The 20,162-nt window shown below is 48.9% G+C and carries 21 protein-coding genes and 1 riboswitch; of the genes, 14 read left to right on the top strand and 7 right to left on the bottom strand.

Annotated elements, in window-relative coordinates; all coding sequences use genetic code 11:
• Nucleotides 1-12: 12 nt before the first annotated feature.
• Nucleotides 13-1,869 (bottom strand): LTA synthase family protein, encoded by a 1,857-nt coding sequence (locus MY7_RS14120; protein ID WP_007613725.1) that lies wholly within the window; start codon nt 1,867-1,869, stop codon nt 13-15.
• A 42-nt stretch (nt 1,870-1,911) separates the two neighbouring features.
• Nucleotides 1,912-2,394 (bottom strand): metal-dependent hydrolase, encoded by a 483-nt coding sequence (locus MY7_RS14115; protein ID WP_003151759.1) that lies wholly within the window; start codon nt 2,392-2,394, stop codon nt 1,912-1,914.
• Nucleotides 2,395-2,577: 183 nt separating this feature from the next.
• On the opposite strand from MY7_RS14115, the gene sspJ reads away from it, so the two are divergent.
• The gene (sspJ, locus tag MY7_RS14110; protein ID WP_007410034.1) at nt 2,578-2,718 is read left to right on the top strand and encodes a small acid-soluble spore protein SspJ; all 141 of its coding nucleotides are present in this window, start codon (nt 2,578-2,580) and stop codon (nt 2,716-2,718) included.
• A gap of 122 nt (nt 2,719-2,840) precedes the next feature.
• Nucleotides 2,841-3,021, top strand: a riboswitch (Lysine riboswitch).
• 110 nt (nt 3,022-3,131) lie between these two features.
• The gene (locus MY7_RS14105) at nt 3,132-4,544 is read left to right on the top strand and encodes an amino acid permease (RefSeq protein ID WP_007613722.1); all 1,413 of its coding nucleotides are present in this window, start codon (nt 3,132-3,134) and stop codon (nt 4,542-4,544) included.
• 174 nt (nt 4,545-4,718) lie between these two features.
• Here the strand turns inward: MY7_RS14105 and MY7_RS14100 are convergent, their stop codons facing one another.
• The gene (locus MY7_RS14100; protein ID WP_007613720.1) at nt 4,719-5,657 is read right to left on the bottom strand and encodes an iron-hydroxamate ABC transporter substrate-binding protein; all 939 of its coding nucleotides are present in this window, start codon (nt 5,655-5,657) and stop codon (nt 4,719-4,721) included.
• A 247-nt stretch (nt 5,658-5,904) separates the two neighbouring features.
• Between MY7_RS14100 and MY7_RS14095 the strand changes: the two genes are divergently transcribed.
• Genes MY7_RS14095 through MY7_RS14085 form a run of 3 tightly spaced genes read left to right on the top strand, consistent with a single transcriptional unit; the run spans nt 5,905 to nt 8,774 of the window.
• The gene (locus MY7_RS14095; protein ID WP_029973587.1) at nt 5,905-6,942 is read left to right on the top strand and encodes a FecCD family ABC transporter permease; all 1,038 of its coding nucleotides are present in this window, start codon (nt 5,905-5,907) and stop codon (nt 6,940-6,942) included.
• Nucleotides 6,942-7,952, top strand: coding sequence for a FecCD family ABC transporter permease (locus MY7_RS14090; protein ID WP_007613717.1), 1,011 nt, complete (start codon nt 6,942-6,944; stop codon nt 7,950-7,952). Before MY7_RS14095 ends, MY7_RS14090 begins: the two co-directional genes overlap by 1 nt.
• 18 nt (nt 7,953-7,970) lie before the next feature.
• Nucleotides 7,971-8,774 carry an ABC transporter ATP-binding protein gene (locus MY7_RS14085; RefSeq protein ID WP_007613715.1) on the top strand — a complete coding sequence of 268 codons (804 nt, stop codon included), beginning with the start codon at nt 7,971-7,973 and terminating at the stop codon, nt 8,772-8,774.
• 37 nt (nt 8,775-8,811) lie between these two features.
• Here MY7_RS14085 and MY7_RS14080 read toward each other — a convergent pair whose 3' ends face one another.
• The 3 genes from MY7_RS14080 to MY7_RS19340 all read right to left on the bottom strand — a co-directional run bounded on the left by MY7_RS14080 (nt 8,812) and on the right by MY7_RS19340 (nt 10,732).
• A complete protein-coding gene (locus tag MY7_RS14080; RefSeq protein WP_007613713.1) occupies nt 8,812-9,234 on the bottom strand; it encodes a YrvL family regulatory protein in 423 nt (140 codons plus the stop codon).
• 64 nt (nt 9,235-9,298) lie between these two features.
• Entirely contained in the window at nt 9,299-10,459 is a 1,161-nt protein-coding gene (locus MY7_RS14075; RefSeq protein WP_007613711.1) for an oxalate decarboxylase family bicupin, read from the bottom strand.
• 117 nt (nt 10,460-10,576) lie between these two features.
• A complete protein-coding gene (locus MY7_RS19340) occupies nt 10,577-10,732 on the bottom strand; it encodes a YvrJ family protein (protein WP_014418860.1) in 156 nt (51 codons plus the stop codon).
• Nucleotides 10,733-10,974: 242 nt separating this feature from the next.
• Here MY7_RS19340 and MY7_RS14070 point away from each other — a divergent pair, with 242 nt between their 5' ends.
• The 5 genes from MY7_RS14070 (at nt 10,975) to MY7_RS14050 (ending at nt 15,317) form a co-directional block, all read left to right on the top strand.
• Nucleotides 10,975-11,511 (top strand): sigma-70 family RNA polymerase sigma factor, encoded by a 537-nt coding sequence (locus tag MY7_RS14070; protein ID WP_108655020.1) that lies wholly within the window; start codon nt 10,975-10,977, stop codon nt 11,509-11,511.
• The gene (gene rsoA / locus MY7_RS14065; protein ID WP_003151778.1) at nt 11,508-11,744 is read left to right on the top strand and encodes a sigma-O factor regulator RsoA; all 237 of its coding nucleotides are present in this window, start codon (nt 11,508-11,510) and stop codon (nt 11,742-11,744) included. Before MY7_RS14070 ends, rsoA begins: the two co-directional genes overlap by 4 nt.
• A gap of 172 nt (nt 11,745-11,916) precedes the next feature.
• Nucleotides 11,917-12,636 (top strand): response regulator transcription factor, encoded by a 720-nt coding sequence (locus MY7_RS14060; RefSeq protein ID WP_003151779.1) that lies wholly within the window; start codon nt 11,917-11,919, stop codon nt 12,634-12,636.
• The gene (locus tag MY7_RS14055) at nt 12,633-14,375 is read left to right on the top strand and encodes a HAMP domain-containing sensor histidine kinase (protein ID WP_007613700.1); all 1,743 of its coding nucleotides are present in this window, start codon (nt 12,633-12,635) and stop codon (nt 14,373-14,375) included. Before MY7_RS14060 ends, MY7_RS14055 begins: the two co-directional genes overlap by 4 nt.
• Nucleotides 14,376-14,438: 63 nt before the next feature.
• Nucleotides 14,439-15,317 carry an SMP-30/gluconolactonase/LRE family protein gene (locus MY7_RS14050; RefSeq protein WP_007613698.1) on the top strand — a complete coding sequence of 293 codons (879 nt, stop codon included), beginning with the start codon at nt 14,439-14,441 and terminating at the stop codon, nt 15,315-15,317.
• A 51-nt stretch (nt 15,318-15,368) separates the two neighbouring features.
• On the opposite strand, the gene MY7_RS14045 is transcribed toward MY7_RS14050, so the two are convergent.
• On the bottom strand, nt 15,369-16,160 hold the full coding sequence (locus MY7_RS14045) for an SDR family NAD(P)-dependent oxidoreductase (RefSeq protein WP_003151783.1): 792 nt from the start codon (nt 16,158-16,160) through the stop codon (nt 15,369-15,371).
• A gap of 187 nt (nt 16,161-16,347) precedes the next feature.
• On the opposite strand from MY7_RS14045, the gene MY7_RS14040 reads away from it, so the two are divergent.
• The 4 genes from MY7_RS14040 to MY7_RS14025 are packed head-to-tail and all read left to right on the top strand — an operon-like array spanning nt 16,348 to nt 20,090.
• Entirely contained in the window at nt 16,348-17,292 is a 945-nt protein-coding gene (locus MY7_RS14040) for an ABC transporter substrate-binding protein (RefSeq protein ID WP_007613696.1), read from the top strand.
• Complete coding sequence (locus MY7_RS14035; protein ID WP_029325842.1) at nt 17,255-18,301, top strand: FecCD family ABC transporter permease; 1,047 nt, start codon at nt 17,255-17,257, stop codon at nt 18,299-18,301. The genes MY7_RS14040 and MY7_RS14035 overlap by 38 nt, the downstream gene beginning before the upstream one ends.
• Complete coding sequence (locus MY7_RS14030) at nt 18,298-19,524, top strand: ABC transporter ATP-binding protein (protein ID WP_007613689.1); 1,227 nt, start codon at nt 18,298-18,300, stop codon at nt 19,522-19,524. Before MY7_RS14035 ends, MY7_RS14030 begins: the two co-directional genes overlap by 4 nt.
• The gene (locus MY7_RS14025) at nt 19,521-20,090 is read left to right on the top strand and encodes a cob(I)yrinic acid a,c-diamide adenosyltransferase (RefSeq protein ID WP_007613687.1); all 570 of its coding nucleotides are present in this window, start codon (nt 19,521-19,523) and stop codon (nt 20,088-20,090) included. The genes MY7_RS14030 and MY7_RS14025 overlap by 4 nt, the downstream gene beginning before the upstream one ends.
• The last annotated feature ends 72 nt before the right edge of the window (nt 20,091-20,162 follow it).

Here is a 20,162-nt window from a genome sequence, read left to right as displayed (position 1 = left end):
GGAGGGATTTTTTTATTGCTTATAAAACCGCAGCAGGTCGCCGTTTAATATTTTATCGGAAAGCATCAGCTCTTGTTCCGCTTTTTCTTTCTCATCGCTGCACGCGCTTATATCAGAAAGCGGTTCGCCCGTTTTACGGCTGTAACACGTATTTTTCGTATAAATATGATCATCCGTGATAAAGCTGCCGTTTCTCAGCACCGCAAACGGGGTCCGCTCTCCGGAAAACAGATCATTGCCGAACTGAATGCTGCCTTTCGTTTCAATGCCGAGCAGGTGAAGCAGCGTCGGCCTTACATCAACCTGTCCCGCGGCGGAAGCAATCGTTTCCGGCTCACGGTCGGTCACCCCGGGAATATGAATGATAAACGGCACGCGCTGAAGCTGAACCGTATCAAACGGAGTGATTTCCTCTTTCCCTAAGAATTCGGCAAGTCCTTGATTATGTGCTTCGGATATACCGTAATGATCTCCCATCAGGACGATCATCGCGTTGTCATACAGTCCTTCTTTTTTCAGCTTCTTGAAAAAGTGTTTCAGGGCCTCATCTTCATAGCGGACCGTCGTCACGTAGCGGTTTAATAACTCGCTGCTTGTGTCCGGTTCCTCAATGAGCTGATCCTGTTTTTCAATTTCAAAAGGAAAATGGTTGGTCAAAGTCAGCAGGCTCGCGTAAAACGGCTGCGGAAGTTTCTTTAATTTTTCAGCTGACTGTTCGAGAAACTCCTTATCCTTCAGGCCCCAGCCTGTTGAATTTTCCTGTGTCACCTTAAATTCATCCGCGTCGAAAAAACGGTCGATTCCGAATGCCCCGTACATCTCATCCCGGTTCCAAAAGGCCTTATGATTGGCATGCAGAACGGCTGAATAGTATTGATGATCTTTTAACATATGGTACATCGTATTGAACCGGTGGCCGCTTTTTGTGAAAAAAACGGCGCCGCTTGAGGACGGATACAGCGAATTCGCAGTAATGAATTCTGAATCTGAGGTTTTTCCCTGTTCAGTCTGCTGATAAAAATGAGTGAAGTCATAACTTTTTTTCCGCAGTTTATTTAAAAACGGGGTAATCTCCCGTCCGTTGACCCGCTCATCCATTACAAAACGCTGTGTTGATTCGAGCGTAACAAAAATCACATTGCGCCCCTTTGCAAGCCCGAATTTTGAATCGGACGGCCTGCTGTAGTCGGCTTGAGTGTAATTTGCGACCGCCGCAAGGCTGTCTTCGTCGGCAAACGCTTTAGCCCCTGCATTCAGCGTCTGCGAAATGGTGTCATACAAATGAAAGTGGAACAGGCCGATTCCTTTTACGAGCGCTTCACGATCAAAAGGGTGCTTGAACAGCTTCGGCTGCTCGGCCTCAGACAGTGCAAGATTGCACAGCATGAGGCCGGTTGATGCCCACGCATACGCTTTAACGGTACGGGCGCCCGCTTTTCCTTTACCAGCTTTATGCCTTTTACCAAGATAAAACAAAACCGCAATATCCAAAAATAAAGCGATATAAAGCGGGTGAAACAACTCTTGGACGCTGCTTCCCATATCACCCATATTGCTCGCCTGAAACAAAACCGGTATGGTGATAAAATCAATATAAAACCCGTAAAACACCGTATTCGCGATTAAAATTCCCGTCAGCATCACATTTGCTGAAAGCAGAAAGATCCGCTGTTTTTTTTCTGTCAGCAGCAGGGCGATGCCGAACAGCGGCACAATGAAGCTCAGCGGATTAATGAGAAGCAGACATTCCTCAAGAACCGAATTGTTCTGCAGATCAAAACCGAGCTTATAAACGGCATAGGTTTTCATCCACATGAACAGGATGGACAGGCATAAAAACCGATGATTGCTGAAAAAGGTTTTCTTCATATGTATGACTCCTCACCCTAAAAGCGAAAAGGCGCTTTTTGTTTAAGAGATGCGGCCGTGAACCAGTTCGTATAAATAATAGCAGGATACAATCGTTAAGCCGGCCAGCACAAGCTGCTCCGAAAAGCTCCCCGTTCTCATATAAAGGGGAAGACGGAAGCGGATGGCGGACGGAAACAGCAGTTTAATGCCGTTGACGGTCCATGCGTCAAGAACAAGATGGCTCGCCATTCCGATCATCAGTCCGGCGGAAATGCTCGGATTCGGAATATAGGTTGCCGTAATGAAAAACATAATAAGCATAAACAGCAGGCTGTGTGTAAACGTTCTGTGGCCGAACACCGTGCTTACGATTTTGGACAGAACGGGCAGCGTCCTGCCGATTTTGCTTTTCGTATGGCATATGTCGGGAATCAGCGCCCCGAGGGCACCCGCTGAGGTCATAAGGACCGGATCATACCCGTAATAATACGCAATTGCGGAACAAGAAGCGATGCCTCCCATGATGTGTGTTTTTCCTGTCATTTTTCGCTTCTCCTTTTTATTTTTGCCAAAATCCCCTGAATTACAAATATATCAAGAGAATGCATGTTTGATCAACAAACTTTACCTGTTCCGCCAAAAGGAAGGAGACGCGGATTCCGCATATTCTGCCGCGGAAAAAGACACATTATAGGTGTACCTATATTTGATAAAGAGGTGATACAGATGGCTTTCTTTAACAAAGAAAAAGGAAAAAACAGCGATAAAAACAAAAATGTCATTCAAGGCGCGCTTGAAGACGCCGGTGCAGCTCTGAAAGACGATCCGCTTCAAGAAGCTGTTCAAAAGAAAAAAAACAACCGCTGACCATATAAGACGGGTAGGGCGAATGCTCTATCCGTTTTCCATCTAATTTTTCCCTTTGACAGATCTTTTTATCTCTGATAACCTCTGAGTAGAATTGAATGATAAAAATCCTCACTCTTTCTCGGTGAGGTAGAGGTTGCGCTTGATGATGAGTCGCACATGCCAGGCTGATAGGGGCCGCAAAACATGTGTTAAAGGCATCAGCGCCGAAGTGTAAAGAAAGCCGATCCTTCTTTATGCTGGGACTGTATCTGAATAAGTGCAGGACTGCCGCGTGCTTTTTCGCGGAGGGCTATCCGGAGATCAAGGGTGTGTGTGTTTCTTTAAGCATGGACTTTTGTTCAGGCTTTTTTTGCGTGTAAATATGATCTCGGGGTCTGGTCCGTACGAATGAACAACCAGGAGGTACAGGAATGGAACAGACGAAAAAATGGGGTTTTTGGTTATTAACGGCGTTTGTCGTAGGAAATATGGTAGGCTCGGGCATCTTTTCGCTTCCGAGTTCGCTCGCAAAAATCGCGAGCCCGTTCGGCGCCACATCGGCATGGCTTTTAACGGGAGCCGGTGTGTTAATGATCGCGCTGGTCTTCGGCCACTTATCCATCCGCAAGCCTGAGCTGACGGCGGGACCGCAAAGCTATGCGCGTGCGCTGTTCAGCGATCGGAAAAAAGGGAATGCAGCGGGCTTCACGATGGTGTGGGGCTACTGGGTGGCGAGCTGGATCAGCAACGTGGCGATCATCACGAGCCTTGCCGGATATTTAACATCATTTTTCCCGATTTTAACGGATAAGCGTGAAATGTTTTCGATCGGCGGTCAGGCGGTTACGCTCGGCCAGCTGCTGACGTTTGCCGTATGTACGGTTTTATTATGGGGCACTCACACGATTCTCGTCACCAGCATTAACGGTGCGAGTAAATTAAATTTCGTCACGACGTTTTCAAAAGTATTAGGATTTATCTTCTTTATCATTGCAGGTTTATTTGTGTTTCAAACGTCGTTTTTCGATCATTTTTATTTTCCGGTTCAAACAGGTCCTCACACAGTTGAGGGAATCGGCGGACAGATCCACAATGCGGCGATTTCAACATTATGGGCGTTCGTCGGAATTGAATCGGCAGTCATCTTATCCGGGCGCGCCCGTTCGCAGCGCGACGTGAAACGCGCCACTATTACCGGATTATTGATCGCGCTTGGCATCTATATCATCGTAACATTGATTACGATGGGCGTGCTTCCGCATGGTAAGCTTGTCGGCTCGGAAAAACCGTTTGTTGACGTATTGTACGCGATCGTCGGCAATGCGGGAAGCGTCATCATGGCGATTTTGGCGATTTTGTGTCTGTTCGGAACGATGCTCGGCTGGATTCTTCTCGGCTCTGAAGTTCCGTATCAAGCGGCGAAATCAGGAGACTTTCCGGCTGCTTTTGCAAAAACGAATAAACAGGGAAGCCCGGTTGTGTCGTTAATCGTAACGAACGTGATGTCACAGATCTTTATCTTTTCAGTTATTTCCCGGACGATCAGTGACGCATTTACGTTTTTAACGACGGCGGCGACGCTCGCTTATCTGATTCCGTATCTCGTATCAGCGTTTTACAGCCTGAAGCTCATTTTTACGGGTGAAACGTATGACGAGATAAAGGGTTCAAGAGTAAGAGACGGTATCATCGCCATCCTTGCCTGCATTTATTCTTTTTACGTCATTATTACCGGAACGGCCGATTTAACGACCTTTATTCTCGGTATCGGGCTGTTCTTCGTCGGTTTGCTGTTATACCCTTTCGTCTCAAAGAAATTTGCAAACAACAGACAATCGGTATGACAAAAAGACATCTCACGTCTGTGAGATGTCTTTTTTGTTTGCGGCGGCGGGTTACGTTTTGACGGCGTGTATATAATGAATGGCCTCGAATGCGGTTAAATGGTCAGTGCGTCCGCTGAAAAAACGGTCAAGTGTAAAGCGTAATAAAAAGCCGCTGTGACAGCGGCTTCGGGGTTACTTCGTTAAGCTTTTTGTGATGTAGTCGAGCTGGCCTTCAAGTGAGATCGGGTCTGAGAAATAGAAGCCGATCGGATCAATGCGGTAGACATGGTTTTGTTTGACGGCATCGAGGTTCTTCCAGATTGAGCTGTCAAGCACGCCTTTGTCGTCACCGCCGGCCTGCCATGGCCCCATAAAGATGTAGTCTCCCGCGAAGTCAGGCAGTTTCTCGAGTGAAATGCTGGCGTAGCCCGGCCCTTGATTAATGGCTTTTTCTTGCGTCAGTTTTGTGGCCTTCAGCCCGAGTTTATCATAAATGATGCTTCCGCCGCGGCCGAAGTCTTTACCGAATACATAGATGTCTTTTCCGTTTGTCTGCATGATGGAGATGGTTTTTGAGCCGACCGCTTTTTGAACCTTTGTTTTAGCGGCAGCGGTTTTCTTATCCCATTCAGCCAGCCATTTGTCTGCTTTATCTTCAGTGTCTGTCATTTTCGCAAACTCTTTGAATTGATCAATGTTGCTGAGCTTGTCATATTTAATGGCGATTGTCGGCGCGATTTTTTCCAGTTTTTCAATATCGGCGCCTTGTGTCGTCCAGACAACGATTAAATCCGGCTTTAAGTCAATGATTTTTTCAACGGACGTGCCGTCGCCGATGTTTGTGACACCTTTTGTTTTCCCTTTGTAATAAGGGTTTTTAAATACGTTTTGCGGCGCGCCGACAACATTGATGCCGAGCTGTTTAAAGTCGCCGTAGTAGCCGTCAGCCATGACGACGACCCGTTTCGGGTGCTTCGGAATTTTAATATTGCCGTTTTCGGCTTTATACGTGATGGTTTCTGCTTTTTCAGAAGAACCTTTTGTGTCTGAAGAATTGCCGCATGCGGCCAAAGCGGCGATGAGCAGCATGGCAATCAGCGCTGCGCCGATTTTCTTGTATGTATGGAACATCTGACATTCCTTCTTTCATAAAAATTAGTGATAAAGAGAATCATTATCAGTGTGATTATATCACTGCTTTCATAGAGAAGCACGCTCTTTTTTAAGAAAAACTTTCTTTTTTTATATGAAATTAGGTCTATTAAAAGAGAAGATAAAAGTGCTATACTGAAACAAGTCATTGATAATCATTATCATTACCATTCTTGTTTTGAGAAAGGAAGAACGAGTGTTGGGTCTATTGAAAAAGAAACAGACAATGACGGCTCAAGGAGCATCAGGGAGTGAAATCCAGTGGACGGCGCGTTCATTCCGGGCGGCTGTGCTGCTGTGTGCCGGTATTGCGGTTTTATTGATCGGCGCGGCTCTGTCTGTTTCCATCGGAGCTGCCGATATTCATCTGCGGACGGTGTGGGATGCTCTCTTTCACTTTCAGCCGCAAAATACATCTCATCAAATCATACGCGATCTGAGGCTGCCGAGAACCGCCGCCGCCGCGCTCGTCGGGGCTTTTTTAGCTGTGTCCGGGGCGATTATGCAGGGGCTGACACGGAACCCGCTTGCTGAGCCTTCCATTATGGGCGTGACGTCGGGGTCAGGATTTGCGATCGCATTGGCATTTGCTTTTTTTCCGGGGCTGTCTGCAGCGGGACTTGTTTTGTGGTCCTTTGCGGGAGCGGGAATCGGAGCGCTTATTGTGTTTGGCATCGGCCTGTTTTCAAAAGGCGGTCTGACACCGGTGAAGCTCGCGCTGGCCGGTACGGCAGTCGGCTATTTCTTAACGGGGCTTTCAAGCGCGATTGCGATCCGTTTTGATGTCGCCCAGGATGTGAAGTTCTGGTACGCCGGAGGAGTCGCTTCCGTGAAATGGGAAGGCGTGCAGCTGCTGTTGGCGGTCGGGGTTATCGGACTTTTGCTGGCATTTCTGATTGCGCGCTCAGTGACAGTGCTGAGCTTGGGTGAGGAGCTGGCCAAAGGGCTCGGGCAGTACACATCGCTTGTGAAAGTAATCGGAATGTTTGTCGTTGTCCTCTTGACGGGGGCTTCAGTCTCAGTCGCCGGAGCCATTTCTTTTATCGGCTTGGTGATTCCGCATATCACCCGATTTTTAGTCGGGGTAGATTACAGGTGGATCATTCCCTGTTCGGCGGTATTCGGCGCCGTTCTGTTAGTCTTCAGTGATATTGCCGCAAGACTCGTCAATGCACCGTTTGAAACACCGGTCGGCGCTTTAACCGCTCTTATCGGCGTTCCCTTTTTCTTTTATTTGGCGCGCAGGGAAAGGAGAGGGCTGTAATGAATGTAAAATCGAAAAAACCGCTGGCGGTCATGGCCGTTACGTTTTTGCTCATATGCATCGTCTTTTTTATCAGCTTAAACATGGGTGTGATCCGGATTGCGCCTATTGATACGCTACGTGTCTTTTTCGGACAGGGGGATGCCCGGGATCAGCTCGTTTTATTTGAATTCAGACTGCCGCGCATGGTGCTGTCATTGTTGGTCGGCGCCGGAATCGCGGTTTCAGGCGCGATTTTTCAAAGCGTGTCTCAAAATGACTTGGCGGAGCCGGGCATTCTCGGTATTAACGCCGGGGCGTCTTTGGCGGTCGTTTTGTTTATCTTCTTTTTCCAAGGATCAGCTGTTGATTTAAGCATGGCCAGTACATGGCTGCTTCCGGTGAGCGCTTTGGCGGGGGCTTTTCTGGCTGCGCTGCTCATCTATGTGCTGGCTTGGAAAAAAGGCGTTTCACCTGTCCGGCTCGTTTTGGTCGGGATCGGCGTCAATGCGGGGTTTAATGCGCTTCTCTTGATTTTTCAGCTGAAAATGGACCCGCGGGATTTCATGCAGGCGCTTGTATGGATTTCCGGTTCGATTTGGAACGCCAATTGGAAAATGGTGCTGTCCATTTTGCCGTGGCTGCTGGTTCTTTTACCGTTCAGCCTCTATAAAGCCAGGTATTTAAATGTGCTCCAGCTCGGTGATCAGCTGGCGGCGGGGCTTGGCACCCGGGTTGAAAAGGAGCGGCGCGTTCTGCTGATGTGCGCCGTTGCCCTGACCGCGTCATGTGTTGCGGCAGCCGGCGGAATCGCTTTTCTCGGACTCATTGCGCCGCATTTGGCCAGAAGGCTTACCGGCCCGCGCCACCAGACGCTTATCCCGGTTTCGGCTTTAATCGGCGCATTTTTATTTCTGCTTGCCGATACGCTGGCGAGAAATGTGCTTGCACCGTCCGAAGTTCCCGTCGGCCTGGTGATTTCCGTGCTCGGAGCGCCGTATTTTGTATATTTGCTGATGAAAACGAAATAGAGGAAGGAGACTGCCGCGATGAACTCATTATCGGCTGAACAGCTTACTGTCGGTTATGGCGACCGTTTGATAGCGAAAGAATTGGATATCGCCATACCGAAAGGAAAAATTACAACGCTGATCGGTCCGAACGGCTGCGGAAAATCGACGGTTCTCAAAACGATGTCAAGAATCATGAAACCGAAATCCGGCGCCGTCTATTTAAACGGACAGGCAATCATGCAAAAATCCACGAAGGACATCGCCAAGGAAATGGCAATTCTTCCGCAGACGCCTGAAGCGCCGAGCGGGCTGACGGTGTACGAACTTGTTTCTTACGGCAGGTTTCCGCATCAGTCCGGAATGGGCCGTTTGAGTGATAAAGACCGTGACATGATCAAATGGGCGCTTGAAGAGACGGGGATGGCCGAATTTTACGACCGGCCGATCGAAGCGCTTTCCGGGGGGCAGCGGCAGCGTGTGTGGATCGCCATGGCGCTCGCTCAAGAAACGGAGCTGCTGCTTCTTGATGAACCGACCACTTATTTAGATCTCGCTCATCAGCTTGAAATTTTGCAGCTGTTGGACAAATTAAACAAGGAGCAGGGCCGCACCATCTTAATGGTCATTCATGATCTGAACCATGCCGCCCGTTTTTCCCATTACATGATCGCCCTGAAAAAAGGGCGCGTCATCAAGGAAGGAACGGCGGAGGAAGTCATGACTCCCGGCATATTGGAAGACGTTTTTCAAATTGACGCACAGATTGTAAAAGATCCGCGCACGAACAAACCGGTCTGCTTAACCTACGATTTAATCCGGCATGAAAACGCAACGGTATGATGAAAAAAAACGCAGAGCCATTCCGGCCTGCGTTTTTTTATTGCGCCTGGGGCTCCTTTTGTCCGGAGACGCATTTATCCAAAACGAAAAAAACCCCCGCCACAATCAGCTCCTCCGTCGTTGACAGCCAAATCTTTTCAATCAATTTATCCGTCGTATACGCGGTCATCCAGAGGAACAGCAGCTGAACGGTGCTGGCTAAAAGGAGAAAAGGCAGCCTGCCCGTCCCAAAAAAGGTAAAGCTATGTATCATCAGCCGCTCAAGCGGTTCAAAACATAAACCGAGAAAAATAAAAAGCACGGAAAAAAGCAGGACGTACGCCATCGATCCGTAGCTCGTCCCGGCTAATGAAAATACAGCCATCATCACGATAAAATACCCGAATAATACGGCAGCGGCTGCCAGGGCATACCGGAGCACATGAAGAAAAAACATTTTCGTCCCGTTTTGATTGATCATCTGTTCAGCTCCTTTTCACACAGAGGAGACTTGCAGAGACGGAACTCTGCAAGTCGATGTATCTTCAGCATTTCTTTTTGACGACAGGGTGTTTCTCTTTCGAAAGAATATCCGTAAAGTCCTTGCCCAGATCCAGATGCTGCTGGACGAATTTCTCAGGAAGCATGGCAAGCCATTGGTTCAGGGACACATCGGCATAGTGGTCATCCTTGAAGATTTCCAGGAAGACGAGCGGCTCATCTCCCAAATTCTCCACATAGTGGCCCATTGCGAACGGAACGTAACCGACATCCCCGGCCTGATAGTTAAATGTTCTCGCATGGCCGTCCGATGCAAAAACCGTCATCCGTCCTTTACCGGAAATATAATACTGCCATTCATGCGTGTTCGGATGCCAGTGCAGCTCTCTCATTGCGCCCGGTTCGACCACGACAAGCGCTGAAGCGATCGTTTTGGACACTTTGAAGTTTGTGGAATCCGCGATATATACTTTGCCGCCGTCCGTCTCAGCGGTCGGGCCTTCATCCAGCAGGCGGTATGTGAACGGGTAAGGCACTTCGCCGTTCGGTCCTTCCACAATGTCATCTTTCAGCTTGCCGGGAACAGGCTCTTCAAAGATGTATTTTTCTTTCCCGGGCAGGCCGGCGAGGTCTTTTTCTGAAACACCGAAATTGTTGGCGATGACATCAAGCGGCGTGTGGGCAAGCCAGTCAGTTAATTGGAATGTGCTGTTTTCTGAGAAAGAACCGTCATCAAAAACCAAGAGGAATTCACAGCCTTCTTTCAGCGCCTGAATGGAGTGCGGCAGGCCTGACGGGAAGTACCACAGATCTCCTTCCTTCACGTCATCGATAAAACTGCGTCCCTGTTCATCAACGATCGTGACCCGCGCTTTGCCCGTCAGCATATATGCCCATTCCGCTTCTTTATGCCAGTGCAGCTCACGGATGGCGCCCGGTTTTAAACGCATGTTGACAGATGCTAGATTTTCAGAGATCGGCAGCTCGCGAACGGTCACCTCACGCGCGTATCCGCCCTTTTCCAGTCGGTTGTGCACATCTGAGAAAGAGAATTTCATATTATCCACTGTGCCGTGATCCGTTTCCGGCGGCGTCAGCATATCCGGATTTTGGCGGTCTCTTTCAAGGTTGCGCGGAATCGTGACGGTCGCTCCTTTGTCTCCTCTGATCGGCTGCGGGATATTGCAGTTGTTTTCTTTTGACATGTAAATCGTCTCCTCTCAAGCTTTGTTTTTTCAGAAAGAGAATGTGAAAGGCCTTTCGTTTTCCCTTCTGCTTTGTTAAGTGATGCGTTCCGATGAAAAGTCAACTTCGTGTGAAAATTAATTTTTCATTTTCTGATCTTTCAGTTCCGTCATCAGTTCGATCAGGGCGTCAAACTTCTTCTCAAACCGTGTGAGAAGATACATGGCAATCAGAGCCGGAAAGCCGAGATTGCCGATCTGTCTGACCGTTTCTTCTATAAAAACCTGATCCATTATCAGCCACCTCCTGACTTGACCTGCAGTCATGTATATAAGTGAAAGAAAGAGCGGCTCCTGTAAACCTGATATCCCGGTTGAGGGTCTTTTTTTTGTTCCGGCAAATCCGGGACATAAGGAGTGCGGAATCTTAGTCGGAAAGGAGTAGTTTACTTTTTTTTGCTTTCTTTCATTTAATTTAAATAGGGGGCGGTTTTATGGACTATCAAGTTCTTTTACGGTCAAAATGCAAGGAAATTATGAAACATCCGATCGTTAAACATTTTTTAAGTGACCCAAAGCATTACGAGAAATTTAAAAATGTGCTGGAACATTCAGACGAGAAGGATGCAAAATCATTGGACGACCATTTTAAGCAGTTTTATAAGGAAATCCGGATCATCAAATATATGAACTCTATGATCCGGATTTTCTCCATCGATTTTGACAAGCGCGTCCGTAAAAATCAGAAGCGCTATCCGCTGACGGTGGATCAGCCGGAGGGAGGTGAAGCGCTTCCCTATGAAATGGGAAAAGACGCGTATGAAGAGTTTCTGCGGAAGCAGGGGGATTTGAGCCAGCATGTCCAAAACCGTGATTTATACGAAGCGCTTCAGACGTTAACCGATAAACAAAAAAGCGTGCTGACGAATATTTATCTTCACGGAGCGACGATGAAGGAGATTGCCGAGTCGCTGGGTGAATCACGGCAGAACATTTCCAATATTCATAAAAAAGGGCTCGATAATCTCAGAAAGCAGCTGGACAAGCAAAAAAAGGGGGAAAATAAGCAGTGAACGGGCCATTTGACTTCAACAAAGAGAACACAGATACCGACGAAATGGAACTTTTGATTTCGCGTTTTTCGCCAATGATAAAAAAAAAACTGAGCAATACATCATACCAGGAAAGAGAAGATCTTGAACAAGAATTGAAGATTAAAATAGTTGAAAAAGCGGACATGCTGTTATGCCAGGAAGTGCCGGGTTTTTGGGAATTTATACTTCATCTTATAAATGAAAGCTCCTGACAAAAGCGGCGGGATGATTGATATTCCGCTCTGACAACGTGAGAAAAACGAGAAGAGATGTCCGTCTCGTTTTTCTTTTCTGTTTCCCCGCAAGACCTCCGCACTAAAAAGGTACCAAATCTTATCCATATAATGATATGATGAAAAAAACAAAGAGAAAGGAACGTCCAAGGTGGAAAATGCGTCAATTTTAATTGTAGACGATGAGAAGGCGATCGTTGATATGGTCAAACGCGTTCTCGTCAAAGAAGGCTATCACAACATTAAGACAGCCGGAAGCGCTGAGGAAGCGATCGAGTTTGTTAAACATGAAACCGCGGATCTGCTTGTGCTGGATGTGATGATGGAAGGCATGTCCGGTTTTGAAGCATGCACCGAAATCCGGAACTATACCGACGCTCCGATCTTTTTTCTGACTGCCCGTTCTTCTGATGCGGATAAGCTGTCAGGATTTGCATTGGGAGCTGACGATTATATAACAAAGCCGTTTAATCCGCTCGAATTGGCGGCGCGGATCAGGGCGACGTTAAAGAGAACCTATAAGCGCGAAGAGAAAACGGCGGTAAAGACGTATTCATACAGCCATTTTTCCTATTCGCCGCAAAACGCCGAGCTGATCGTCGGGGGCGAGCCCGTCAGCTGCTCCGCACAGCTTCTGCAATTGCTTCAATATTTCTGTGAACACCCTGATGTGGTGCTCTCAAAAGATCAGATCTATGAAAAAGTATGGGGATATCCGTCTTACGGCGACAACAACACCGTCATGGTGCATATCCGCAAACTCAGAGAAAAGATTGAAAAAGACCCCAGCAATCCGTCTTATATTGTAACGGTGCGCGGCCTCGGCTATCGGTTTATTCCCGATCAAGGAGAAAAAGGAACCCGGTCATGAGAATGCGCGGAAAATTTCTGCTCCACTTTTTCGGACAGCTGCTGCTTGTCATCCTGCTGATGTCCGTTTTGGCCGTCGCTTCTTTCTTCTATTTGGATTGGCGTTTCAGCGAAGCGGAAGCCAATGCGGGACTGACCAAAGCGACGGCAGACTCGTTTGAAGCGTGGCTTGATAAAAATGAAGACGGCACATGGGATGTCGATGAATTTTTAAAGATGTCGGTCAGAAAGCAGAAGGGCTGGCTGCAGATCATTAATGACAATGAAAAAACGGACTACGCCTACAGAGTGCCGAAAGACGTCCCGAGCCATTACAGCAGAAAAGACCTCTTATCCATTTATCAGTACCGGAATTTTGACAACTACAAGCTGAATTACTGGACGGTCACGATAAATGATGAGACCTATTTGATTCTGTTCGGCTGGAAATCCGCCAGTGAGCAGCTTCTCACTTACATCGAATCACAGGAGCCATCCCTCGCTTCCCTTTCTCAATATAAAAAAAGCACGGTTGATTATATTAAACGGGAAAAAGGGGCGGTCTACCTTCTCGAAGACAGCGGCAGACTGCTCGGGGATATCAACAGCACGAAAAAAGAACGGAACACCGTCAATGAGCTTGAATTGCTGAAATACAGTTCCAAGCCGTGGAATTACAAACGGGAAATTTCTTTTAAAAGACTCGATAAAACGAAATGGATGGTCGCGTCGGTGCCGAACCCCGTGTACATCCCCGATCACGAGTTTAACAAATCATTTTTGAGAAATGTGATGAAAACCCTCTTTCTCTTGATCGGAATTCTGGTATTTATGATCTGCATCTTGACCATCTGGTACTCTTTCCGTTTCGGCTGGCCGCTGTTTCATACCATCAAATGGCTCGTCAATTTATCAAAGGGCCGGCTTGAAGAGCCGAAGAACCGCAAAGGACAGCCGGTCAGCAAAAACAAAAAAGGCAAAACAAAACAGCCGTTCCGCTTTTTCGCCGAGATTTTCGAATCGATGGATCAGCTGACCGACACGCTGAAGCGGGATAAGAAAAACAGAGAAAAAATCCAGGCGACAAGGGAAGAATGGATCGCCGGGCTGAGCCATGACTTAAAAACCCCGCTGAGCACGATTTACGGCTACAGCATGATGCTTGAATCGAAGCAATATGACTGGACCCCGGAAGAAGTCAAAGAGATGGGGCAGATCGTCCGGGAAAAATCAGAATATATGTCCAAGCTGATTGAGGACTTAAACTTAACATACCGTCTCAAAAACGCGGCCCTCCCGATCGAACGGCGGCTGATCAACGTCGTGCCGTTTATCAGAAACGTCACGAATGATTTCACGAAAAACACGTTCTCGGAAGGCTATGACATCGCCTTTGAAACCAAAAAGGAAGACATTCTTTTCGCCATTGATGAAGCGTGGTTCCGCCGTGTTCTGGAGAATCTGCTGGCAAACGCGGTTAAGCATAATAAGAAAGGGACCGCCATTCGGGTCGTGCTTGAGGAATCAGCCGAACAGCTCATTCTGAAAGTGAAAGATAACGGAAGAGGAATGGACGACGAAACGATTCACCAGCTGTTTAACCGTTATTACCGGGGAACGAATACGAAAGGCCCGTCAGAAGGAACGGGACTCGGACTCGCCATTGCCAAGGAGCTGGTACACCTTCATAACGGAACCATCCATGTCAACAGCAGAATCAGCGCCGGAACGGTGATTACGATTCTTTTTAAAAAAGATTAAGTTTGGACGCCGCTTTGTCGGGAATAACAATAGAAGACTGACAAGCAAAAGAGGTGTTCACATATGGAAGCAGCATTACGAGCAGATACGAGAGCAGTTATCGGAGAAGGCCCTTTATGGGACAAGGATAAGGAATGCCTGTACTGGGTGGATATACTGGGCAGCCAGCTCCATATCTTCACTCCGGCTGACGGAATCAACCGTTCCGTTAAATTCAAATCATTTGTCACGGCTCTGGCCTTGTATTCAAAGGAAGAGCTGGTGATGACGATGAAAGATGGGTTTTACCTGTACAATCTTCGGGAAGACACATTGACGAAGATGAAGCAGCCGAAAGACATGCGGGAAGATATCCGTTTCAATGACGCAAAATGCGACCCGTCCGGCAGATTATGGGCGGGAACGACGAGCATGGAAGGCAAAGAAGAGGAGGCTTCGCTGTACCGTCTGAATACGGACGGCAGCCTTGCCAAAATAAAAGACCAGGTCTCCACCTCGAACGGTTTGGATTGGGATCGGGACCGAAACTTGATGTACTATATCGATACTCCGACGCAGGAAATTGTCTGTTATGCATACGATCCTGAAACCGGAGCCGTATCAGATCCGAAAACGGTCTACCGCTTTCCGGAATCGCAAGGATCTCCCGACGGAATGACCATTGACCGTGACGGAATGCTGTGGGTGGCTCTGTTCGGAGGCGGCCGTGCCGTCCGGATTGACCCGTTTTTGCATAAGGAAATTGCATCTATCGAAGTTCCGGCGAAATACGTCACCTGCTGCGCGTTCGGGGGCAGAGACTTAAACACGTTATACATTACGACCGCGACGGAAAAATTGACGGAAGCCGAAAGACTTGAGCAGCCGCATGCGGGCGGCCTGTTTTCAGCAGAGCTTGAGACGGGCGGCTGGGAGCCGGTTCCGTTTGCAGGCATGGTGTAAAAAAAAGCCCTGGCATATGGGGAAGTTCCCATTGTGCCGGGCTTTTTTGTGTTAAATGGAGCGGATGATACCGCCTTCAACCCGCTGTGCGGTGCCGTTAATAGCAGAAGCCGCTGATGAAGCGAGAAATACAATCGTATTGGCGACTTCTTCCGGGGTTGCATAGCGCTGAATCAAAGATGTCGGCTCATTCACTTTAAAATAATCCCGGACGAAGCTGTCCGTGTCTTCTCCGGCAGCCTTTGCGGCTCCTTCCATGTAAGAAGCGACGCCTTCGGTCCATGTCGGTCCCGGCAGCACGGAGTTGACCGTGACATTTGTGCCTTTCGTCATTTCAGCCATTCCCCGGGACAGGCTGATTAACGCCGTTTTCGTCATTGAATACGGAATCATTTGCGCAAGCGGTTTGACTCCGGCTTCACTGGAGATGTTCAGAATCCGTCCGCTGTTTCTTTCGAGCATTTGCGGCAGAAAACGCCGGCACAGGCGCACGGCGCTCATAACATTCACTTCAAAATACCGAGTCCATTCGTCATCAGACACCTCAGCGAAGTCCTTTACTTCAAAAAAACCGAGATTATTGACGAGAATATCGACTTCCCCGATTCCGCCGGCGCGCTTGATCAAGTCATCCGCCTCATCCTGACGCGATAAATCCGCAGCGATACCGTGAACCGTTCCGTAAGCGGAAAGCTCCTCAACCGTCCGTTCCACAGTTTCTTTTTTTCTTCCGTTTACAATCACCTCGGCGCCTTCGGCTAAAAAGCTTTTTGCCGCGGCTTTTCCGATCCCGGAAGTTGATCCTGTAATCAACACGAGCTTTCGTTCAAGCTGTAATTCCATGATAATCCTCCTTTTTACACCATTGTGTAACAGTATACATGATGAATTTTAGTGTGTACGAACAATTTGCTTTCATGCAAAAAGGCCGGATATACAAGCCTTAAAGACTTATAGTATAATTACTGCGAAAAAAGGATACGAATGTCAAAGAGACAATCGTTTACCATAATCAGGGGGAGTTAAAAGAATGAAGAAGATCACTGCCGTCTGGGCGGCGCTCTTGGTCACCGCCTTTGTGACCGCCGGCTGTTCCGGCGCACAGGAAGAAGGAAGCGCGGCCAAACAAAAAGCCGTCTCAACCGAAGCATTCCCGGTAACCATTAAGGATGCCGCGAACGAAAAAGTAACCATAAAGCAGGCACCGGAAAAAATCGTTTCCCTCATGCCGAGCAATACGGAAATTACATACGCGCTCGGACTGGGAGATAAGGTCGCAGGCGTCACAACAAATGATACATATCCGAAAGAAGCGGTAAAAAAACCGAAAGTCGGAGATATGAATGTGAACGCTGAAAAAGTCATCGCGCTGAAGCCGGATCTCGTGCTTGCCCACGCGTCCTCTATGTCCGCTTCCGCCGATGCGATGAAGCAACTGAAAGATGCGGGCATCACCGTCTTAACGGTCAATGATGCGCAATCGTTCCAAGACGTGTACAAATCTATCAGCATGATCGGAAAAGCGGCCGGCAAAGAAAAGCAGGCGGATAAGCTGATCAAATCGATGAAATCCGACCTTTCCGGCATAGAAAAGAAAGCGGCGGCCATTTCTGAAAAAGACGAAAAGAAAGTATTCGTCGAAGTGTCTCCTGACGGCTACACGACGGGGAAAGGCACGTTTATGAACGAAATGCTTGAAGATATACACGCGAAAAACGCCGCCGGCAGCCAGACCGGCTGGGTGCAGCTGACTGATGAAGCGATTGTCAAAATGAATCCGGACGTCATCATTACGACAGACGGCGTAAAGGCCGCTGAAGTGGAAAAACGCGCCGGCTGGGGTGCCGTCAATGCGGTCAAACACCACGATGTCTATTCTGTTGATCCCGACCTTGTCACACGCTCAGGCCCGCGCCTTGTCAAAGGGGTCGAGAAGCTTGCAGAAAGCGTTTATCCTGAAACGTTTAAAAAGTAACCGCCCGCTGGCCTACACGGTCAGCCTGCTGTTTTTAGCCGTTTGTACGGCACTCGGCATTTCAATCGGCAGTCTGCATATTCCTTTATCCGACGTTTTTTGGATCGGGATCGGCCGGACATCCTCTGTTGATCCCATGAATGTAAATATTATGATGAATATCCGTTTGCCGAGAGTCGTTCTGGCCGCTCTTGTCGGAGCCGCGTTATCCATTGCCGGGGCGGCGTTTCAGGGACTTCTGAAAAATCCGCTCGCCGACCCTTATACACTCGGGGTATCTTCGGGAGCCTCGGCGGGAGCCGTTATCACCTTGTTTTTCGGCATTCAGATTCCCGTCATCGGCCGGTTCACACTACCGGTTGTCAGCATCGCCGCAGCCATTGCGGTCATGGCGGCGGTTCTGTTTTTCAGTCGCCTCGTTCATGCGTCGATGTCGGTTTCGACGCTCATTTTGACAGGCATCATCATGAATTCTTTTCTCGGGGCTCTCATTTCGCTTGTGATCGCTTTAACGGGAAATGATCTGCTCCCGATTGTCCGCTGGCTGTTAGGAAGCGTGTCAATGAGGGGCTGGGGCTATGTCGCGCTGTTTCTGCCTTTTTTTCTGGCCGGGACGGCGCTTCTGCTTATCAATGGCAGAGAATTAAACATTATGACTTATGGAGAAGAAAAGGCAAGGCTGTTAGGCGTCAGTACGGGAAAAAGAAAACTGCTGCTGATCGCCGCCGGATCTCTGCTGACGGGAGGAGCGGTTGCCGTCTCGGGGACGATCGGATTTGTCGGCCTTGTCATTCCCCACGTGACACGGCTTTTATGGGGAACGGATCATCGCCATTTACTGCCGCTGTCAGCATTGACGGGTGCCGGGTTTCTCATTTTGGCGGATTTGTTTTCCCGCACCGTCATTGAGCCTGTCGAATTGCCGATCGGCATTATGACCGCTTTGGCGGGAGCGCCTGTGTTTGCCTTGATTCTGCTTCGCCAGCATCATGGAGGGAAACGCTTATGATCAGGGTGAGCAGCCTGTCCGGCGGGTACGGAGGCCGGATGATTGTGGAAGATGTCAGCTTTACCGCTGGAAAAGGTGAATTTGTCGGCATACTCGGTCCGAACGGCTCGGGAAAAACAACGCTGATGAAATTGCTGACGGGAATGCTCTCTCCGTCAAAAGGCGAGGTGCTCGCAGCAGGCAGGCCTGTCGGCGGATACAAGCCGCGGGAGCTTGCGAAAATCATGGCCGTTTTGCCGCAGCATACGGAGCAAGCCTTTACATTTTCCGTTAAGGAAACAGTGTCCTTCGGCAGATATCCATATCAAAAAGGACTCTTCAGACAGATGGATCAACATGACGAAGACATTGTCCGGGAAGCGATGGAAATGACGGGCATCGACCGATATGCGCAGCAATCCGTCCGCAATCTGAGCGGAGGAGAGCGGCAGCGCGTCTATCTGGCGCAGGCGCTGGCTCAGCAGCCTGAGGTGCTGTGTCTGGATGAGCCGACGACCTTTCTTGATCTCAAATATCAGAAAGACCTGCTTGATACAGTGAAGCGGCTGACGAGAGAAAGAGGCCTGACGGTCATCAGTATTTTTCACGACCTAAACGCCGCAGGCCAATATTGTGATCAGCTTCTGATGATGAAAGACGGGCGCGCTTTTCCGAAGCAGACGCCGGATCAGGCTTTGAAAAAAGAGACGATTGAAGACATTTATAGCATCAGTGTCAGCGCTGTTGCCCAGCAATCGTCGCCGAAACCGCTGATCGCTTTCATGCCGGAAGCGCGGGAGGAAAGAGAGCCCGTCAGCGTTCCGTTCGCCTCTCTGATAAACAAAAGCGGAACTACCGTAACGCTTCATACAGAACGGCCGTTCAGAATGTTGTCAACCGCATCTGACGGCCCGGGCTTTTCGTGGAGCCGCCGGCTTTCCGGCTCAGCGGCCGCTGGTTTGATCTGCCGTACGTTTGATTCGGTCACAATTGCCGTGACTGCGCAGCATACCGTTTGGGTGCTGATCAGCGGACGTTTATCGGAACAGGGATTTGTACGGCTGTTAACGGCAGCGGCTGAAGCGAGAATGCAGGCTCTTTCCGGCAGACAGGCAAAAGGCGACATTGTCATTTGTGCCTTGCAGACAGGAGAGGCGATGGACGTCCCTCACGCGGAAAGAGCCGTCAGAAGAGGAACCGCGGCATGTGTAAAAGCGGCGGAAGAAGGAGGAATACAACGATGAAGCTGTATACGAAAACCGGCGATAAAGGACAGACAAGCCTGATCGGCGGCAGAACGGATAAAGACAGTCTGCGGGTTGAAAGCTACGGGACGATCGATGAGCTGAACAGCTTTATCGGGCTTGCGCTTGCGGAGCTTGATGATTGTGAGAATTGCGGTGATGTGAAAGCCGAACTCCGAAACATTCAGCATGAGCTGTTTGACTGCGGCGGCGACTTGGCGACGGTCACTGAACATAGAAGCTATACATTAAGAGAGACATCTATTTCCGCATTGGAAGACTGCATAGACCGTTACACGGCTGAAGCGCCCCCGCTTGAGAAATTTATTCTTCCGGGCGGGCATAAGGCGGCTGCTCAGCTTCACATCGCGCGGACCGTCACGAGACGGGCTGAGCGTCTCGTCGTGAAACTGGGCAAAACAGAAGAGATAAATGATACGGTGATGCGTTACTTGAACCGCCTGTCTGATTATTTTTTCGCGGCGGCAAGAGCGGTTAACGCAAGACAGGGCGTTCAGGATATAGAATATGAAAGAAGCGCCGCGGTATTCCGTGATGATGAATAACGTTTTGTTCAGCCGGCAGCAGCAAGCCGGCTGTTTTTTTATAGAGATATCCATCAATTGAACCTTTATTGA

The sequence above is a fragment of the Bacillus sp. 5B6 genome (assembly GCF_000259405.1).
Lineage (GTDB): Bacteria > Bacillota > Bacilli > Bacillales > Bacillaceae > Bacillus > Bacillus velezensis.
The sequence above is the reverse complement of the archived record's forward strand: the minus strand, read 5'-3'. Positions and strand labels throughout refer to the sequence as shown.

Coding starts and splice junctions, on each gene's coding strand:
- MY7_RS14120 (WP_007613725.1), bottom strand. CDS start 1,869: ATGAAGAAAACCTTTTTCAGCAATCATCGGTTTTTATGCCTGTCCATC.
- MY7_RS14115 (WP_003151759.1), bottom strand. CDS start 2,394: ATGACAGGAAAAACACACATCATGGGAGGCATCGCTTCTTGTTCCGCA.
- sspJ (WP_007410034.1), top strand. CDS start 2,578: ATGGCTTTCTTTAACAAAGAAAAAGGAAAAAACAGCGATAAAAACAAA.
- MY7_RS14105 (WP_007613722.1), top strand. CDS start 3,132: ATGGAACAGACGAAAAAATGGGGTTTTTGGTTATTAACGGCGTTTGTC.
- MY7_RS14100 (WP_007613720.1), bottom strand. CDS start 5,657: ATGTTCCATACATACAAGAAAATCGGCGCAGCGCTGATTGCCATGCTG.
- MY7_RS14095 (WP_029973587.1), top strand. CDS start 5,905: ATGACGGCTCAAGGAGCATCAGGGAGTGAAATCCAGTGGACGGCGCGT.
- MY7_RS14090 (WP_007613717.1), top strand. CDS start 6,942: ATGAATGTAAAATCGAAAAAACCGCTGGCGGTCATGGCCGTTACGTTT.
- MY7_RS14085 (WP_007613715.1), top strand. CDS start 7,971: ATGAACTCATTATCGGCTGAACAGCTTACTGTCGGTTATGGCGACCGT.
- MY7_RS14080 (WP_007613713.1), bottom strand. CDS start 9,234: ATGATCAATCAAAACGGGACGAAAATGTTTTTTCTTCATGTGCTCCGG.
- MY7_RS14075 (WP_007613711.1), bottom strand. CDS start 10,459: ATGTCAAAAGAAAACAACTGCAATATCCCGCAGCCGATCAGAGGAGAC.
- MY7_RS19340 (WP_014418860.1), bottom strand. CDS start 10,732: ATGGATCAGGTTTTTATAGAAGAAACGGTCAGACAGATCGGCAATCTC.
- MY7_RS14070 (WP_108655020.1), top strand. CDS start 10,975: ATGAAACATCCGATCGTTAAACATTTTTTAAGTGACCCAAAGCATTAC.
- MY7_RS14055 (WP_007613700.1), top strand. CDS start 12,633: ATGAGAATGCGCGGAAAATTTCTGCTCCACTTTTTCGGACAGCTGCTG.
- MY7_RS14050 (WP_007613698.1), top strand. CDS start 14,439: ATGGAAGCAGCATTACGAGCAGATACGAGAGCAGTTATCGGAGAAGGC.
- MY7_RS14045 (WP_003151783.1), bottom strand. CDS start 16,160: ATGGAATTACAGCTTGAACGAAAGCTCGTGTTGATTACAGGATCAACT.
- MY7_RS14040 (WP_007613696.1), top strand. CDS start 16,348: ATGAAGAAGATCACTGCCGTCTGGGCGGCGCTCTTGGTCACCGCCTTT.
- MY7_RS14030 (WP_007613689.1), top strand. CDS start 18,298: ATGATCAGGGTGAGCAGCCTGTCCGGCGGGTACGGAGGCCGGATGATT.
- MY7_RS14025 (WP_007613687.1), top strand. CDS start 19,521: ATGAAGCTGTATACGAAAACCGGCGATAAAGGACAGACAAGCCTGATC.